The organism is Azospira sp. MPR-LB4, assembly GCF_058809525.1.
In genome coordinates this window covers 3663328-3680990 of sequence record NZ_CM179521.1, presented here as the reverse complement: position 1 = coordinate 3680990, position 17663 = coordinate 3663328, and the positions used below count along the sequence as shown (strand labels likewise).

The window sequence follows — 17663 nt, the reverse complement described above, 5'->3', positions numbered from 1 at the left end:
CCGCGCTGCAGGATGGGGCCATCCTAATGGGCCGGTGGTACGATGCATACGTCCATTTATCGACCATTTGATTGGTCCACTTGCCATGAAACGTGCCGCAGAACTGGAGCTGGCCCTGGCTCCCCGGGCCGAGGGCGTGACCCTGCAACGCTGGCTGTGCGGGGAGCTGCGGGCCGCGATCCTGGCCGGGCGCCTGGCGCCGGGGTGCCGCCTGCCTTCCACCCGGGACTTCGCCCGCCAGCAGGCCATCTCCCGGGGCACCGTGGTGGCCGTCTACGACCAGCTGATCGCCGAAGGCTATCTCAGCGGCGCCACCGGCAGCGGCACCACCGTGGCTGCGGCCCTGCCCATCGCCGCGGCCGGCACGGCGCAGCCCCGGACCAGCACCGCCCCGGGCGTTGCCCGCGCTGCCGCCGCCGACAGGGCGGAGACGGACGATGCCGCCGCCAACCGCCCCCGGCTGTCGCGCCAGGGACAACTGCTGGCGAACAGCCCTTTCCTCTCCCGGGAGGGTATGGTCCTGGGGCGGCCCTTCAGCCCCAACCAGCCGGACCTGGGGGCCTTTCCCCACGCCGTCTGGCAGCGCCTCACGCACCAGCAGGGGCGCGGCCTGCGGCCCGACGACATGGGCTACGGCGACGGGGCCGGCCATCTGCCCCTGCGCCGGGCCATCGCCGAGCACCTGCGCTATTCCCAGCGGATCGACTGCCATGCGGGCCAGGTGATGATCCTGTCCAGCGCCCAGCAGGCCCTGGACCTGTGCGCCCGCCTGCTGCTGGACCCGGGCGATACGGCCCTGGTGGAAGACCCGGGCTATCCCGGGGCGGCCCGCCTGTTCGAGTTGGGCGGCGCCCGGGTGCAGGGCGTGCCGGTGGACCGGCTGGGCCTGTGCACCGACGCCCTGCCGACGGCGGCGGATGCGCGACTGGCCTACGTCACCGCCGCCCACCAGTCGCCCCTGGGCGGCACCCTGCCCCTGGAGCGGCGCCTGGCCCTGCTGGCCTGGGCCGAAGCGGGCCGGCGGATCATCATCGAGGATGACTACGACGGCGAGTACCGCTTCGACGGGGCGCCCCTGCCGGCCCTGAAAAGCCTGGACCGCCACGACCGGGTGATCTACCTGGGCACCTTCAGCAAGCTACTCTTTCCCGCCCTGCGCCTGGCCTACGCGGTGGTGCCCGAATGGCTGGCGGAACCCTTCGCCTCGGCCATCTCCCTCACCGTGCGCCACGCCCCGATCCTGCCCCAGGCGGTGCTGGCCGCCTTCATCGGCGAAGGCCATTTCGCCCGCCACCTACGCCAGATGCGTCGCCTCTACGGCGAGCGGGCCGCCTGCTTCCAGCACGAGTGCGCCACCCAGCTCGACGGCCTGCTGACGATGCTGCCCATCACCACCGGCCTCGACGCCACCGCGCTCCTGCCCCGGGGCAGCGACGACCGGGCGGTGGCCGCGGCCCTCGGCGCCTGGGGCGTGGAAGCCCGGCCCATCTCTTTCTACGGCATGGGCCAGCCGGCGCCGCCGGGGCTGGTCATGGGGTTCTCCGCCTGCAACGAGGCGGCGATCCGGCGCGGCATGGCCACCATGGCGCCGGTGCTGGAATCCTTCAACGCGGCAGCGGCCGGCAACAGGGGCCGGGCAACCGCCGGCGTCTGACGACTCTCAGTCCAGCCCGGCCGGGTCGGCCCGCAGGATCAGCCGGGCCAGTTCGGCGGCACTGCCGGTGCCGGTCTTTTCCATGACGTGCTGACGATGCACGTGCACCGTGTTTTCGCTGATGCCCAGGGCCCGCGCCACTTCCTTGTTGGCCTGGCCCAGGGCCAGCAGCCGCGCCACTTCCCGCTCCCGGGCCGAGAGGCGCTCCAGGCATTCCCGGGCCTCCTGGTGGCGGCGGCTGGCGGCGTGGCGTTCCAGGCTCAGCTGCACGGCCCGCTCCACGGTGTCGAGGAACTGCTGATCCTTGAAGGGCTTCTGCAGGAAATCCACGGCCCCCTCCTTCATGGCCTGCACCGCCAGTTCCACGTCGCCGTGGCCGGTCATGAAAATGATGGGGAAGGGATTGGCGGCCGGATCGCCGGCCTTGAGGCGCCGCTGCAGTTCCAGGCCGCTGACCCGGGGCATGCGGATGTCCAGCACCAGGCAGCCGCCGCCGGCGGAAAAGGCGGGGGCGGCGGCGAGAAAGGCTTCCGCCGATTCGTGGCCCACCGCCTGCCAGCCCACGGACTCGAGCAGGAACAGGAGGGAGCGGCGGAAGGGGGCTTCGTCATCCACCACGTGGATGACCGGGGGCGTGGCAGTGGTGTTCATAGGGGCGTGCTTTCGCCGTCAGCGGCCAGGGGCAGGGAAAAGTGCAGGACCAGGCCGGGGCCGTCGGCGGGTGCGGCGGCCGCCAGTTCGCCGCCGTGGGCCTCGATGATGGTCTTGCAGATGGAGAGCCCCAGGCCCAGGCCGTCGGGCTTGGTGGTGAAAAAGGGTTCGAACAGGCGCTGCTGCAGTTCGGGGCTGAGGCCGCCGCCGTGGTCCCGCACGGCGACGCGGCAGCGCCCTTCCCCGGCACTGAGGCTGACGGCGATGGGGGCATCGCTGCCGACGGCCTCCTGGGCGTCCCAGGCGTTCTTGAAGAGGTTGAGCAGCACCTGCTGCAGTTGCAGCGGGTCCGCCAGCACCTGGCGTCCGCCGGGCGGCAGGGCGTCTTCCAGGGCGATGGCCGGGGCATTGGCCTGGATGCCCCGCAGCAGGTCGGCGCTTTCCCGCACCAGCTGGGCCAAATCGCAAAGCTGCCGCACCCGGCTGCGCTTGCGGGCGAAGGCCCGGATGCCGCCCAGGATGCCGGCGGCCCGCTCCGATTCGCTGGCGATCTCTGCCGCCGCCTGCTGCAGGGCCTCGGGCGTCAGGTTGCCGGCCTGCTGGCGGCGCAGCAGGCTGCGGGCGTAGTTGCCGATGGCGGCCAGGGGCTGGTTCAGTTCGTGGGCCAGGGTGCCGGCCAGCTCCCCCAGGATGGAGAGGCGGGAGAGATGGTCCATCTGCTCCTGGCCGGAACGCAGGGTGGCCTCCAGCCGGTGCCGCTCGGCCAGGGCGAAGGTCAGTTCCCGGGTGCGCCGCTGCACCAGATGCTCCACCCGCAGGGTGTACAGGCCGCCACCCAGCAGGAGCAGCACCAGCCCCGCCGCCCAGGGCCAGTAGCGGCGCCACAGGGCATCCCAGCCGGTCTCCCGCAGGAAGGCGTAGGGGCCGATTTTCAGTTCGCGGAACAGCTCGTGCACCGGGTGGTAGTCGGCGGGCACGCTCCAGGTCTGGCCGCCCTCGTCCGCCGGCAGGGAGAGCAGGGCCAGCAGCACGGCCCGGGACAGGGCCGGGTCGGTACCCCGGGCGGCGGCGAAGGCCCAGCCCGGGTAGAGGGCGGAGGTGACGCCGCAATGGCCCACGTCGGCCCGGGGCGAGAGCACCCGCAGGCGGCCGGGCGGCACTGTCCCTTCCCGCTCCAGGCGCTCCAGCAGGCAGGCCCGCAGCACGCCGGCGTCGGCCTCGCCGCGCAGCACCGCCTCCACCACCCGGGGCATGGGGAAGCCGGTGAACAGGGGCCGGGGCTGGCCCTGCTCCGGGTCCAGGCCGTGGCGGAGCAGTTCGGCCCAGATCAGCTGGTAGCCGCCGAAGGCATCCTCCGCCACCGCCGCCAGGGTGGCGCCGCGCAGGTCTTCCAGGCGGCGCAGGTCGCGCCGCCGCTCCAGCACCACCACGGCGGAGCCGACCACGTGGGCCGGGTCCTGGGAAGGGGCGGAAACCTGGGTGGCGATGCGGCTGATGCCGTGCTCCGCCTCCAGGGCGACGTAGTGGCCCGGGTTGGTGACGACGAATTCCACCTCCCCGCCCTGCAGGGCTTGGGACAGTTCATCCAGGTCGTACTGGCGCAGCTGGATGCGGTGGCCCGGCAGGCGCCGCTCCAGTTCCTGCACCAGGGGCTTCCACTGCACCTCGGCCTCTTCCGAGCCGAGCCAGGCCAGCACCCCGAGGCGGATGTCCGCAGCGCCGGCGGCAGCGGCCCACAGGCCCAGCAGCAGGAGCGCGCCGCAGCGGCCCAGGGCCGGCGCGAGGGAGGCGGGAATGAAAGCGGAGAAGGGGGTACGGCGGCAGGCAGGCATGGCCCGGATTGTAGCCGGGGCAGGCGCCGAAGGGGCATCCAGGGCCGGGCTTGGATCAGACCTGCCGGACAGCCAGACAGGACGGCGGACCGGGCGACGGGAGGGCGCCGAGGTCCGCCGGATAAGGCTGAGGGCTTACTTCAGGGAGAGGACCCAGGTCGCCAGCTTCTTGGCTTCGTCGGCGGTGACGTTGTTGGGGGGCATGGGCACTTCGCCCCAGACGCCCTTGCCGCCGGCCTTGATCTTGGCGGCCAGCTTGTCGACGGCGCCGGCATCGCCCTTGTACTTGGCGGCCACGTCCTTGTAGGCCGGGCCCAGCACCTTCACCGCCACCTGGTGGCAGGACATGCAGTTCTTGGCCTTGGCCAGGGCTTCGTCGGCCTGGGCGTTGCCCAGCAGGAACAGGCCGCCGAGGGCCAGCAGGGAGAGGTGGGTGGATTTCATGGCACGCTTCCTTCGGTGTAGTGGTTGGAAAGCGGCACTGTGCCGGCCCGGGCAAGTTTTTCGCGCCGCGGCCGGCGGCCCGGAAATAATCCTTTGTTACCAGTCAGTTGGCGAAGTGCAGGCTTGATCCCGGTCAAGAACGGCGGGCGGGCCTCATTTGCCCAGCCGCTCGTAGAGCTTCACCGTGGTATCCATCAGGCGCAGCAGGCGCTCGCCTTCGGTGAACACCACCCGGGCGTGGTGGGTGCGCCGGGCCCGGGACAGGTCGGGCAGCAGGGAGGCGATGAAGACCTGCCACTGGGCGTCCACCTCCTTCAGCTGCAGCGCCAGCTCGGCCACGCCGTGGCTGTTCTGCTGCAGCTCGGTCAGGTTGCGCGCGAATTCCCGCACCGATTCGGTCAGGGCCGGCTCCCCCAGGTCTTCGCAGCCGGGCCAGTCCCAGAAGAGGAAGAGCTTGCACACCCGCTGGGAGATCATGCGGTTGCGCCCGGCCGTGTTCACGTAGTGGGCGTCCGGCGTCTCGCCGCACAGTTCGGCGGCCTTGGTCATGGCGTCGGTGGCCTCCAGCATCTTTTCGCTGAGCCCCAGCACGGCGGCGGCCTCGGCCGGGGTGGCGCTGCCCAGCAGGGCTTCCCGGTAGGCGGGCCAGATGGCCTGCACCGCCTGCAGCCGCTCGCCCACCTGGGGCGCCAGCGCCAGGCCGTCGAGGCGCTTGTCCACCCGCTCGAAATCCCCCACCAGGGCCCGCAGGCGCACCTGGTACTTGGCCGGCGGCAGGCCGGTGGCGATCATGGCCCAGGAGGTGGCCAGGCGCTGGGAGAGGACCCGCAGGCGGCCGCAGAGATTGACCAGGGCGCCGGCGGACAGCTTCTTGCGGGGACGGATGATCTCGGCCCGCTCGCGCCGGGAAAAGCTCATGCGCCGCTCCGGGTTGCCGTTTTCGTAATCCCGCAGGGCGGCGTTCTGGATGTAGAGGATGCGCCCGTCCACCACGATCAGGCCCAGGTCGATCAGCTCCCGCAGGCAGCGGGAGAAGGACTCGGGGGTGATGCCCAGGCGGGCGGCGATCATTTTCTTGCTCGGGCGCAGGGTCACCGGCGTTTCGCCGGCGGACTTGAGGGCTTCGCCGCCCTGGGCCAGCAGGTAGTCGAGGACCCGCTGGGTGGCGGAGAGGCCGTAGTGGTAACTGGTGACGTCGCATTCCGTGCTGCGCAGGCGCAGGGCCAGGAGCTGGATGAGACGGTCGCTGAGGGGCAGGTCCTGCTGCACGATGGCGCGCAGGCGCCAGGCGTCGATGACCAGGATCAGGCTGCTGCCCAGGCTCTCGCACTGGGAGGTGTAGCGCTCGGCGCCGAACACTTCGCCGGGGGCCAGGAGCTGGGGGCTCTGGATCAGTTCCAGGGTCTTCTCCACCTCGCCGGCCAGGCGGGTGCTGCGGCGCAGGGTGCCGCGCACCAGGACGAAGGCTTCCTTGACTGGGCTCTGCACGGAAAAGATCTGGGTGTGGGCGGGAATGGAGACGACCCGGCTGGCGGCCAGCAGCTGGTCCGTCACGCTGTCGGCCAGGCCGTTGAAGAGGGGGATGTCCGACAGCAGCTCCCGGCTGCAGCGTCGGCTTTCCTTGGGACTGAACATGGGCGATTCCGGCTAGGGGTGACCAATGAAAAGACGAGAGAAGGCGCACCTTCTCTCGTCTTCCTGGGATGCCGCTTCAGGAGAGGCTAGACCCCATTAGTACACATCGTGCTGGGTGTTGTAAACGTTGAACTTGCCCGTCGGCGTCACCAGCTTGGGGTCCTTGATCACGGCCTTCAGCTTGCGGGTCTTGTCGTCCACCACGACGATGGCCGATTCCTGGTCCTTGCCGTTCCACACGGAGAACCACACTTCGTCGCCGGCCTTGTTGTACTCGGGCTGGACGATGCGCTTGGGGCCTTCCTTGATGCCGGACCAGTCGCCGATGGGCAGCAGCTCGTAACCCTTGTCCAGGTTATTCACGTCCCACACCGCCACGGACTGGCTGATGTTGGCTTCCGGATTGAGGGTGGTGTCCACCCACAGGTTCCTGGACTTGGGATGGGTCTTCAGGAACAGGGAACCGCCGCCCAGGCCCTTCAGGGTGCGCACCACCTTCCAGGCGTTGTCGCCATGCTTCACCGGGTCGGTGCCGATGAGGGAGATGGAATCGTCGCCCAGGTGGCCGGTGGCCCACACGGGACCGAACTTGGGATCGACGAAGTTGGCGCCCCGGCCCGGGTGCGGCGTCTTGCCCACGTCCACCAGCTTGGCCAGCTTGCCGTCCTTGGTGTCGATGACGGCGATCTTGTTGGAGGCGTTGGCCGCATCCATGAAGTAGCGGTGGGTGGATTCGAAACCGCCGTCATGGAGGAAGGGCGCCGCCTCGATCATCTTGATCTTCAGGTTGCTGAGATCGCGGTAATCCACCGAGTAGACCATCCCGGTTTCCTTCACGTTCACGAAGAATTCCGGATTGAAGTGGGAGGAGACGATGGCCGCCACCCGGGGTTCCGGATGGTAGTCCTGGGTGCCCACGGTCATGCCCCGGGTGGAGACGATCTTGCGCGGCTTGAGGGTATCGCCGTCCATGATGACGAATTGGGGTGGCCAGTAGGTGCCGGCGATGGCGTACTTGTCCTCGAAGCCCTTGGCCTTGGAGCTTTCCACCGAGCGGGCTTCCATGCCCACCTTGATCTCGGCCACGGTGTCCGGCTTTTCCATCCACAGGTCGATCAGGTTGATCTTGGCGTCGCGGCCGATGACGAAGAGGTAGCGGCCGGAGGCGGACATGCGGGAGATGTGCACCGCGTAGCCGGTGTTGAGGATGCTGACGATCTTCTTGCTGTCGCCGTCGATCAGGGCGATCTCGCCCGCATCGCGCAGGGTGACGGAGAAGAGGTTGTCCAGGTTGAGGTTGTTGAGCTTCTTCTTCGGCCGCTTTTCCACCGGCACGATCACCTTCCAGCTGGCTTCCATTTCCTTCAGGCCGTACTCGGGCGGCGCCGGCGGGGTCTGCTGGATGTAGCGGGCCATGAGGTCCACTTCGTCGTCACTGAGGACGCCGGAAGTGCCCCAGTTGGGCATGCCGCCGGCGGAGCCGTACTTGATGAAGACCTTGAGGTATTCCAGGCCCTTGGCGATGGTCAGGTCCGGCGTCAGGGCCTTGCCGGTGGCGCCCTTGCGCAGCACGCCGTGGCAGCCGGCGCAGCGCTCGAAGAAGATGCGCTTGGCCTTCTCGAACTCGGCCTCGGTCATCTTCGGCGCCAGGGGATTGATGTCCTGGTGCATGGGCACGCTGGCCAGGGGCGAGCCGCCGCCGGCCTGGTAGTCCCGCATGGTGGCGTCGCCGTGGGATTCCGGCGTGCCGGCAAAGGCGAACTGCACGGCAAAGGCCAGGGCCGGAATGGCCGCCAGCCTGAGTAGGTTGAAACGCTTCGTTTTCATGGCTCCCTGTTCCTGAAAAAATTGAGTGAGGAGGCCCCAATTTCTTCAGCGGCAGAAAACGTACTTTGATCAGGGTCAATAGAATCGGGCGTCACGGTGGCAGCTGGGTTCCGCGCCCCATGCAGGCTTGACGCGCGTCAAGGTTGTCCCGCCGGCATGGTCCCGGCGACGCGAAAAAAGGCCATCGCCGCCCCCGAAAAACGGGGACGCCGCCCCGGCCCTAGAGGGGCAGTTCGGCCTGGACCAGGGGCGCTGGCAGGGCTGCCGCTGCCGCCGCCGGCAGCAGGGAACTGGCCCGCACTCCGAGCAGGCGGAGGCGCTGCTGCAGGGGCACCCGCTTCAGGCATTCGCCGGCAGCCTTGCGGATCGCCGCCCCGTCGGCGGTGGGCACGGCCAGGGTGAGGTCCCGGGTCACCGACTGGAAGTCCGCATAGCGCAGCTTGATGCCGATGGTGCGGGCCACGTAGCCCTGGCGCGCCAGGTCGTCGGCCACCCGCAGGCACATGCCGGTGAAGATTTCCGACAGTTCGGCCCGGTCGTGGCGGGCGTGCAGGTCCCGGGAGAAGGTGCTTTCCCGGCTGATGGACTTGGGCTCCCGGGAGGTGCTCAGGGGCCGCTCGTCGATGCCGTGGGCGGCCCGGTGCAGCCAGGCGCCGGTGCTGCGGCCGAAGTGCTGCACCAGCATTTCCGGCGGAGCCGCCGCCAGGTCACCGATGCTGTGGATGCCCAGCTGGCCCAGGCGTTCGTTGGCCTTGGGGCCGATGCCGTTGATCTTCTTCGCCACCAGGGGCCAGATGCGGGTCGGCACCTCCTCCATGCCGAGCACGGTGATTCCGTCCGGCTTGTCCAGGTCGGAGCAGATCTTGGACAGCAGCTTGTTGGGCGTGATGCCGATGGAGCAGGTAAGGCCGGTGGCGGCCAGCACCGCCGCCTTCAGGCGCCGGGCCAGGGGCAGCGTGGCCTCCTCGATGTGGCTGAGGTCGATGTAGATCTCGTCGATGCCCCGGTCCTCGATACAGGGCGCGATGGCCGCCACGGCGGCCTTGAAGCGGCGCGAATAGTCCCGGTAGGCGTCGAAGTTGGCCGGCAGCAGGATGGCATCGGGCGCCAGCTGGGCCGCCTTCATCAGCCCCATGCCGGAAAAGACGCCCAGGGCCCGGGCCTCGTAGGTGGAGGTGGTGATGACGCCGCGCCCCACGTAGTCCCGCAGGCGGGCGAAGTGCAGGCTGCCGTCGGCCTGGCGCCGGGGCCGGTCCACGGCACGGCCGCCCACCACCACCGGCCGGCCCCGCAGCTCCGGGTAGTGCAGCAGCTCCACCGAGGCGAAGAAGGCGTCCATGTCCAGGTGGGCGATGCGCCGTTCGGGCAGCACCGCGGCAGGCATCGCTGTTCCGGCCGCGGCAGCGGGCAGGTCGGCGGGCGGGACCGGGGCACGGGAATCGTCAGGGAGTGGGCAGGGCTCATCCTTCATGGCTGTATAAATATACAGTACATTGACTGGGGCGTTAAGAGGCTGCCCCGGCCTGCCGACGCGCCGCCCGTCCCACGTCGCCTTTCATCTGCCACCTGGCCTCTGCCACCGTTCCCATGTCGCAGCGCACCAATAGCGCCAAGGAGATGCCTGATTTCATCGGACCTGCCGGGCAGCGCTTATTCCATGGGCATTAACAGACCCCCTCCCCGGAAAGCCACTTACGGTAGGACTCTTGGCATATGACCTCTGGAGAGTGGCGTATTCATTGGCTTCCAGAGTGGGCGTAAGATGCATTTGCCCCTTTTGTCATCGGGGGTAAAGGGTTCCGCCGCCAGGCCCGCCCGCCCTCTGCCGCGGAGGGCGACGACCGGCGCCGGGACCGTCCGCAGGCACGGGCGGCACCGGGCTAACACATCCCCGCCGGCTTCTCACCTAGGCGAGACCCCAGGGTCATTCCCGGGACTCGACCCGGGTCCCAGGCAGGGTTGCCGTGGCTATGATGGCGCCGCTCGATACATCGACACCGATACTTATAAGACAACGCTAGGGGTAATAACATGATCAATCTGCACAACCATCTGCTGGCCGTCACCAAGACCAATATGGAAAACACCCTGGACCTGGCCCACGGCAGCTTCGCCAGCATCGAACGTCTCGCCAACCTCAACCTCAACACCGCCCGCGCCCTGCTGGAACACGGCATCGAGCACACCCGCTGCGTCATGGGCGCCAAGTCGGCCCAGGAAGTGCTGGAACTGCAGACCAAGGCCACCCAGCCGGTCCTGGGCCAGACCCTGGCCTACCTGCAGAACGCCCAGCAGATCGTCACCATGAGCCAGCAGGAACACAAGGCCCGGGTGCAGCAGCAGGTCACCGACATGGGCCAGCAGGTCGCCGCCACGGTGGAACACGCCGTGGCCGCCGTCACCCGCCTGGGCAAGCCGATCAAATAATAAAAAATAGGGGGACCCGCCGGCCTCGTCCGGCGCTTGCTCGACCATGAGGACGGCCGGATCTCCTGGAGATTCGGCCTTTTGTTTTGGCGCCCCCGCCCCGGGCCGCGACACCCGCTGCGGCCTCCGCCCCTGCCCTGCCCTGCCCCGCACCGGGGATGGGACCGGCGCTCCTGCCCCTTCCCTTCCCCCTTCCCTTCCCCCTTCCCTGCCCGTCTTTACTGGCGGCCGCCCAGTTCCCGCTGCACCGCCCGGTAGAAGCGCTCGTAGAAATCCCGGGCGGCCACGGTCTCGCCCCGGGTCTTGACCTGGTTGTCGCCCTCGGTGCTGCTGCTGAAGGAAATGGGGGCCACCAGGGGCACGCCGACGCTGGTGCTCTGGCGGGTGGTCTTGACGTCGAAATGCTCTTCCGTGGCGGTGACGAACAGGGTGGCGCCGCCCCGCGCCTCGCTGCAGGCCAGGTGCAGGCGCAGCTGGGCGTGGCCCTTGTCGTCCACCCGGAATTCCTTGGCGCCGCTGAAGGTCAGGGCATCGCGCCCGGGCAGCACCACGTAGCCGTCCCCCAGCAGGACCCGCCGGGCCGCATCGCACAGGGGCGCCGCCGCCGTGGGGAAATCCCGGCGATGGCGCGGGTCGGACTGGAAATCCTCCCGTTCCGCATAGCTGCCGGGACCGCCGCAGGCGGCCAGCAGCAGGGGCAGCAGCAAGAGGGCGCATCGTTTCATGTCGTTCTCCCTTCCGCCGGGGCCGGGCGGCCCCGCACCCCCTAATTTTGCGCCCCTTTAATGCCTTTTGCCTGCCCCGCCGGCGATGGCGGCGCCAAAGAAAAACGCCGCCGGCGCAAGGCAGGCGGCGTTGCCAGGGGAGAAGGAGAAAAGCTACAGGGCCCGCACCGGGGCGGCGGCGAAATGGCCGGCGCTGTAGTCGCGCATGGCCTGCTGGATTTCCTCCGCCGTGTTCATGACGAAGGGGCCGTACTGGGCGATGGGCTCGCCCAGGGGCCGGCCCGCCACCAGCAGCAGGCGGGAATCCTCCGCCGCTGCCAGGTGCACGCCGGGGGCGCCGTCGTTGGCCAGGATGGCCATATGCCGGTCGGGCACCACATTGCCGCCCACCTCCACGCTGCCCCGGTAGGTGTAGGTGAAGGCGTTGTGGCCGGCGGGAATCTCGTGGAACAGGGCGCTGCCGGCAGGCAGGTGGATGTCCAGGTAGAGGGGCTCCGTATCCGGGCGCTGCACGGCCCCGGCCACGCCCTGGCTGGCGCCGGCGATGATGCGCACCCGCACGCCCGCGGCGGTGGTGTATTCGGGAATGGCGGCGGGCGGAATGTCCCGGTAGTAGGGCGCCACCATCTTGTTCCTGGCCGGCAGGTTGAGCCATAGCTGGAAGCCTTCCATCAGGCCCTCCTCCTGCTCCGGCAGTTCGGAGTGGATGAGGCCGCTGCCGGCGGTCATCCACTGGGCGCCGCCGGGGCCCAGCAGGCCCTCGTTGCCGACGCTGTCGTGGTGACGCATGCGGCCGGCGATCATGTAGGTGACGGTCTCGAAGCCCCGGTGGGGATGGTCGGGAAAGCCGCCGATGTAGTCCTCCGCGTTTTCGTTGCGGAAGGCGTCGAGCATGAGGAAGGGATCGAGGCGGCGCTGCAGGTTCTGGGTCAGCACCCGGGTCAGGCGCACGCCGGCCCCGTCGGAAGTGGCCATGCCCCGCACCAGGCGTTCCACGGCCCGGGAGGCGGCATTGGCAGCGTTGGCGGCAGCCGGTGCGGCCGGCGGCGCAGTGCGGTGGAGAGTGGTCATGGCATGGACTCCTGATGAAGCCGCATCCCGGGCGGGACGGCGGCGGGGAGGACGGGCCTCCCAGGTTAAACGGTGGACAGCGCCGGCCCAGGCCCGTTGCCCGCAGGCAGGGGACCGGACCGGCAGCGTCAGGCTCAGGCGGCGATGGCGTCGATCTGGGCCTGGGCTTCGGCGAAGCCCTTGGCGGCGGCATCCGGCCCCATGGCCAGGCCCTCGGCGTAGATGAATTCCACGTCGGTCATGCCGAGGAAGGCCAGCACGCTCTTCAGGTAGGGCACCTGGGAATCGGCCGGGGTGTTGCGGTAGAGGCCGCCCCGGGCCAGGGCCACGTACACCTTCTTGCCGGTGATCAGGCCCTGGGGACCGTTCTCGGTGTAGCGGAAGGTGACGCCGGCACGGGCGATGGCATCGATCCAGGCCTTCAGCTGCACCGGCACGCCGAAGTTGTACATGGGCACACCCAGCACGATGGCGTCGGCGGACTGCACCTGGGCGATGAGGGCGTCGTCCAGGGCCACCCGGGCGGCCTGCTCGGGGCTGCGCTGCTCGGCGGGGGTGAACAGGGCGGAGAGGGCCGGCTCGTCCAGCACCGGATGGGGATTGGCGGCCAGGTCCCGCACTTCCACCAGGGTGCCGGGATGGGCGGCCTGCAGGCGGGCGGTGATGGAATCGGCGACGCGGGTGGAATTGGCACCGGCGGAACGGGCGCTGGCGTTGATCTGCAGGATTTTCATGATGGCTTCTCCGTGGGGTTGGGGTGCGGGGCCGGGCTGGCGGATGCTGCTCCGGCGAACCGTTGAGTGCACTTTATTACCCGCAATAACGCACCGGAAGCCCTTCAAATGGATATCATTGTTCCACCAATGCAACAACAGACCCTTTACGCCCGGAGCCCGCCATGACCCCCGACCTCAAGCTGGACGCCAACGACCTGGTGCTGTTCGCCCGCATCATGGAAGCGGGCAGTTTTTCCAAGGCCGCCGAGCGGGTGGGCCTGCCCAAGTCCACCCTCTCCCGCCGCATCACCGCCCTGGAGGCCACCCTGGGGGAACGGCTGCTGACCCGCAGCACCCGGCGCCTGGCCATCACCGAATTCGGCGAAGGCATCCTGGACCACGCCCGCCGCCTGCTGGAGGAAACCGAAGCCACCGCCGCCCTGGCACTGCACCGCCAGGCCACGCCCCAGGGCGTGCTGCGGGTTTCCATGCCGCCGGACTTCGGCGAGTTGGACCTGGCCCCGGCCCTCATCGACTTCGCCGCCCACTACCCGGCGGTGCGCCTGGAACTGGACCTGTCGCCGCGCCGGGTGGACCTGCTGGCGGAACGCTTCGACCTGGCGGTGCGGGTCGCCAGCCAGCTGCCGGACGACACCAGCCTGGTGGCCCGGCCCCTGACCCGGTTCCATTCCGGCCTCTACGCCAGCCCGGCCTACGTCGAGCGCCACGGCGCCCCCCGGGCCCCGGCCGAGCTGATGCAGCACATCTGCCTGCGCCTCATCACCAGCAACGGCGAAGCCCAGCCCTGGCGCCTCTCCTGCGGCAACGAGCGCTGGGAGGGCCTGCCCACGGGCCCCCTGACGGCCAACTCGGTGGGCATGCAGCGCACCCTGGCGGCCCACGGCATGGGCATCGTCGGCCTGGCCCACCGCTTCGCCCGCCCCTATGTGGAAAGCGGCCAGCTGCAACGCCTGCTGCCCGCATGGGAGCTGCCCTGCGTCACCGTCTGGTGCGTCACCCCGGGGCGGCGCCTGCTGCCCACCCGCACCGCCGCCTTCATCGACATGCTGCGACTGACTCTGGACGTGCCGGATAACCCGATCCCGGGCCGCGGCGGAATATAGAAAGACACAAGCGGTATTTCACAGCCCTGCGGGCCGGGCCCTACAGTGGCAGCCTGTTCAATGCCGCCGCGCCCCTCCCGGGCCCCATCGCCATGCACACCAAGTCCCACCGCCCCGCCGGAGTCCGCCCATGAGCCGCGGCCTGACCCTGGGCGACACCCTTTCCTGGCCCGCCCGCTACTTCCCCGACAAGCCCGCCCTCATTGCCTGGGAGGGCGGCGATCACGACACGCCGGCCCAGCGCCGGGTGTGGACCTACGCCCAGCTCAACGCCGAGGTGAACCGCCACGCCCACGCCCTCCTCGCCCTGGGCGTGCAGAAGGGCGACGTGGTCGCCGCCTTCCTCTACAACACCCCGGCCTTCGTCTTTTCCCTGCTGGCCGCCGCCCGGGTGGGAGCCGTCTTCAATCCCATCAACTACCGCCTGGCGGCCCAGGAGCTGGCCTTCATCCTGGAGGACGGCCAGGCCAAGGTGCTGCTGTTCGAGAAGGAAGGCTGCGAGGTCGTGGAAAAGGCGCGAGAGCATGGCGTGCCCACGGCCCACTGGATCTACGCCGACTCTGACGCAGCCCCCGCCTTCGCCACCGCCAGGCTGGACCAGCTGGTGCGGCACCAGCCCGCCACCCTGCCGCCGGTGATCGTGGAGGAAAACGACAACTGCATCCTCATGTACACCAGCGGCACCACCGGCCGGCCCAAGGGCGTGCTGCACACCCACCGCAGCAAGCTGGCCCACAACGCCATGATGCACCAGGCCATGACCCTCTCCCGGGAGGACGTGGGCCTGGCGGTGGCGCCCCTGAACCACACCGCCGAGCTGCACACCAGCTTCCTGCCCCGCTTGCAGCTGGGGGCCACCCAGGTGCTGCTGCGCCGCTTCGACGCCGGCGAGGCCTGGCGCCTGACCGAGGTGGAGAAGGTGACCCATTTCTTCGCCGCCCCCACCATGGTCACCCTGCTCCTGCATCACCCGGACGTGGCCAGCCGGGACCTTTCCAGCCTGCGCCTGGTGGAATACGGCGGCGCCTCCATGGCGCCCCACCTGATCCGGGAATGGGACAAGAAGGTGGGCGCCGGCCTGGTGCAGATCTACGGCACCACGGAAATGGGGCCCTGCATGTCCGTGCTCTATCCCCACGAACAGCTTTCCCACGCCGGTTCCGCCGGCCTGCCCTCCCTCAACCACGATCTGCTGGTGGCCCGGGTCAAGGCCGACGGCAGTCCTTCGGACCCCGCCGACCTGGCGGCTCCGGACGAGGTGGGCGAAATCCTGGTGCGGGGGCCCTGCATGATGGGCGGCTACCTCAACCGCCCGGAGGCCAACGCCCGGGCCCTGGCCTTTGGCTGGTACCACACCGGCGACCTCGGCAGCCTGGATAAGGAAGGCTATCTGTGGATCCGCGACCGCATCGACCACATGATCAATTCCGGCGCCGAGAACGTCTATCCCCGGGAGGTGGAAGACGCCCTGGTGGAACACCCCGGCGTGCTGGAAGTGGCGGTGGTGGGCGAGCCGGACGACACCTGGGGCCAGGTGGTGGCCGCCCACGTGGTGGCCAAGCCCGGCGCCACCCTGACCCAGGAGGCCCTGGACCACTTCCTCCTGGAGGGGGACCGGCTGGCCCACTACAAGCGGCCCCGGCGCTACCACTTCATCGAGGCCCTGCCCAAGACCACCAGCGGCAAGATCCAGAAGCACCTGCTGCGTCAGGCGGGGTAAGTGGGGGCCGGCGGGGATGGGCATGGCGCCTTTCCCCCCGGAACCCGGCACCGGAAAAGGGGAAAAAACACGGCAGCTACGGGAAATCCATAGCATTCAGCGGCTTGTCAGCCCCCGGTTCGAGGGCTAAAGTTCCGCCTTTGCGGTTTTCCCCTCCCTGGCGCCGCGCTTCCCGCCCGGCCCCCGGCCCGGCGCAAGTCCCCGCCAGCCGGCGCCCGCGGCACTTTCGGCGAGCCTGACTGTCCCAAGGTGCCCGACGACGACCCGAACCATCCAGAACAGCGTTTTCCCATAATGACAACTCAAAACACCGATTCCCCCGCCCTGGCGCTGCGGGGAGTCAGCAAAAGCTTCCGCACCCCGGACGGCCAGCAGGTGGGCGTGCACCCCACCGACCTGGACGTGGCCCCGGGCGAAATCCACGGCATCATCGGCTTCTCCGGCGCCGGCAAGTCCACCCTGCTGCGCCTGGCCAACCTGCTGGAGCGCCCCGACGCCGGCCAGGTGGTGGTGCACGGCCAGGACCTGATGACCCTCTCCCCCGCCGACCTGCGCACCGCCCGCCAGCGCATCGGCATGATCTTCCAGCACTTCAACCTGCTGCATAACCGCACCGTGGCCGACAACGTGGCCTTCCCCCTGCGCATCGCCGGGGCCGACGAGGCCCGCATCAACGAGCGGGTGAAGACCTGCCTGGAATTCGTCGGCCTTTCCGAGAAGGCCGGGGTCTATCCGGCCCAGCTTTCCGGCGGCCAGAAGCAGCGCGTCGCCATCGCCCGGGCCCTGGCCCCGGAGCCCCACGTGCTGCTGGCGGACGAGCCCACCTCGGCCCTGGACCCCCGCACCACCCAGTCCCTGCTGGAAGTGCTGGCCGACGTGAACCGCCGCCTGGGCGTCACCATCCTGCTGGTGAGCCACGAGATGGGCGTCATCCGCCGCCTCTGCCACCGGGTTTCCGTCATGGAAGCGGGGCAGATCGTGGAGCGCCTGACCATCGCCAACGGCCGCATCCCGCCTGATTCCCAGCTGGCCCAGTGGCTGCGCGAATACGGCGATGCCGAAGGCGACGCCGAGGAAGCCGCCGCCGACCCCGCCCCCCAACACCTGCTGAGCGAGGCCGCCCATGGCTGATGAAACCCTGGCCCCCGTGCCCACCATCCTCGACACCTTCATCGAACTGCTGCCGGAAATCGGCAAGGCCGCCGGCGAGACCGGCCTGATGATGCTGATCTGCCTCACCGCCGCCGTCATCGTCGGCGGCGCCCTCGGCATCCTGGTCTTCCTCACCTCCCCCGGCCAGGTGCTGGGCCGTTACCGCCGCTTCAACCTGGTGGCCAACGGCTTCATCAACGTCTTCCGCTCCTTCCCCTTCATCATCCTGCTGGTGGCGGTGTCGCCCTTCACCCGGCACATCGTCGGCACCTCCATCGGCCCCCTGGCCGCCAGCGTGCCTTTATCCCTGGCCGCCATCTTCTATTTCGCCCGCATCATCGAGCAGACCCTGCGCGACGTGCCCCGGGGCGTCATCGAGGCGGCCGAGGCCATGGGCGCCTCGCCCCTGCAGATCGTCACCCAGGTGCTGCTGGTGGAAGCCCGTTCCGGCCTGATCCTGGCGGTCACCATCACCGCCGTCAGCTTCCTCTCCTACTCCGCCGTGGCCGGCGTGGTGGGCGGCGGCGGCATCGGCGACCTGGCCATCCGCTACGGCTACTACCGCTTCCAGACCGATGTGATGCTGATCACCATCGTCCTGCTGGTGGTGCTGGTGCAGGGCATCCAGTTCTTCGGCCAATGGCTGGCGCGGCGTGTGGATAAGCGCTAGACCTTAAAACCTAAG

15 protein-coding genes are annotated in these 17663 nt (G+C 69.4%); 6 read left to right on the top strand and 9 right to left on the bottom strand.

Annotated features, from left to right (window positions below):
• Positions 1 to 85 precede the first annotated feature (85 nt).
• Positions 86 to 1654, top strand: coding sequence for a MocR-like pyridoxine biosynthesis transcription factor PdxR (gene pdxR / locus AC3QLZ_RS17245; RefSeq protein ID WP_014237148.1), 1569 nt, complete (start codon positions 86 to 88; stop codon positions 1652 to 1654).
• Positions 1655 to 1660: 6 nt separating this feature from the next.
• Here the strand turns inward: pdxR and AC3QLZ_RS17240 are convergent, their stop codons facing one another.
• From AC3QLZ_RS17240 to dinB, 6 genes are all read right to left on the bottom strand, one after another.
• On the bottom strand, positions 1661 to 2305 hold the full coding sequence (locus AC3QLZ_RS17240; protein ID WP_014237147.1) for a response regulator transcription factor: 645 nt from the start codon (positions 2303 to 2305) through the stop codon (positions 1661 to 1663).
• Positions 2302 to 4137, bottom strand: coding sequence for a sensor histidine kinase (locus AC3QLZ_RS17235; RefSeq protein ID WP_014237146.1), 1836 nt, complete (start codon positions 4135 to 4137; stop codon positions 2302 to 2304). Before AC3QLZ_RS17235 ends, AC3QLZ_RS17240 begins: the two co-directional genes overlap by 4 nt.
• Before the next feature lie 135 nt (positions 4138 to 4272).
• Positions 4273 to 4581, bottom strand: a complete 309-nt coding sequence (locus AC3QLZ_RS17230; RefSeq protein WP_014237145.1) for a c-type cytochrome — start codon at positions 4579 to 4581, stop codon at positions 4273 to 4275.
• Between the two features lie 153 nt (positions 4582 to 4734).
• Positions 4735 to 6216 carry a type IV pili methyl-accepting chemotaxis transducer N-terminal domain-containing protein gene (locus tag AC3QLZ_RS17225; protein ID WP_014237144.1) on the bottom strand — a complete coding sequence of 494 codons (1482 nt, stop codon included), beginning with the start codon at positions 6214 to 6216 and terminating at the stop codon, positions 4735 to 4737.
• 96 nt (positions 6217 to 6312) lie between these two features.
• Positions 6313 to 8043 carry a nitrite reductase gene (locus AC3QLZ_RS17220; protein ID WP_014237143.1) on the bottom strand — a complete coding sequence of 577 codons (1731 nt, stop codon included), beginning with the start codon at positions 8041 to 8043 and terminating at the stop codon, positions 6313 to 6315.
• Between the two features lie 220 nt (positions 8044 to 8263).
• Positions 8264 to 9427 carry a DNA polymerase IV gene (dinB, locus tag AC3QLZ_RS17215; RefSeq protein WP_014237142.1) on the bottom strand — a complete coding sequence of 388 codons (1164 nt, stop codon included), beginning with the start codon at positions 9425 to 9427 and terminating at the stop codon, positions 8264 to 8266.
• Between the two features lie 647 nt (positions 9428 to 10074).
• Here dinB and AC3QLZ_RS17210 point away from each other — a divergent pair.
• Complete coding sequence (locus AC3QLZ_RS17210; RefSeq protein WP_014237141.1) at positions 10075 to 10470, top strand: phasin family protein; 396 nt, start codon at positions 10075 to 10077, stop codon at positions 10468 to 10470.
• 218 nt (positions 10471 to 10688) lie between these two features.
• Here AC3QLZ_RS17210 and AC3QLZ_RS17205 read toward each other — a convergent pair whose 3' ends face one another.
• The 3 genes from AC3QLZ_RS17205 to AC3QLZ_RS17195 all read right to left on the bottom strand — a co-directional run bounded on the left by AC3QLZ_RS17205 (position 10689) and on the right by AC3QLZ_RS17195 (position 13000).
• A complete protein-coding gene (locus AC3QLZ_RS17205) occupies positions 10689 to 11195 on the bottom strand; it encodes a DUF2242 domain-containing protein (protein WP_014237140.1) in 507 nt (168 codons plus the stop codon).
• A gap of 153 nt (positions 11196 to 11348) precedes the next feature.
• A complete protein-coding gene (locus tag AC3QLZ_RS17200) occupies positions 11349 to 12266 on the bottom strand; it encodes a pirin family protein (RefSeq protein ID WP_014237139.1) in 918 nt (305 codons plus the stop codon).
• Between the two features lie 134 nt (positions 12267 to 12400).
• A complete protein-coding gene (locus AC3QLZ_RS17195; protein WP_014237138.1) occupies positions 12401 to 13000 on the bottom strand; it encodes an FMN-dependent NADH-azoreductase in 600 nt (199 codons plus the stop codon).
• Positions 13001 to 13164: 164 nt separating this feature from the next.
• On the opposite strand from AC3QLZ_RS17195, the gene AC3QLZ_RS17190 reads away from it, so the two are divergent.
• From AC3QLZ_RS17190 to AC3QLZ_RS17175, 4 genes are all read left to right on the top strand, one after another.
• Entirely contained in the window at positions 13165 to 14106 is a 942-nt protein-coding gene (locus tag AC3QLZ_RS17190; protein WP_014237137.1) for a LysR family transcriptional regulator, read from the top strand.
• 130 nt (positions 14107 to 14236) lie between these two features.
• Positions 14237 to 15826: a fatty acid--CoA ligase gene (locus AC3QLZ_RS17185; protein ID WP_014237136.1), complete on the top strand. Its 1590-nt coding sequence runs from the start codon at positions 14237 to 14239 to the stop codon at positions 15824 to 15826.
• Positions 15827 to 16120: 294 nt separating this feature from the next.
• On the top strand, positions 16121 to 16957 hold the full coding sequence (locus tag AC3QLZ_RS17180) for a methionine ABC transporter ATP-binding protein (RefSeq protein ID WP_014237135.1): 837 nt from the start codon (positions 16121 to 16123) through the stop codon (positions 16955 to 16957).
• Entirely contained in the window at positions 16950 to 17648 is a 699-nt protein-coding gene (locus tag AC3QLZ_RS17175) for a methionine ABC transporter permease (protein ID WP_014237134.1), read from the top strand. Before AC3QLZ_RS17180 ends, AC3QLZ_RS17175 begins: the two co-directional genes overlap by 8 nt.
• Positions 17649 to 17663: the final 15 nt, after the last annotated feature.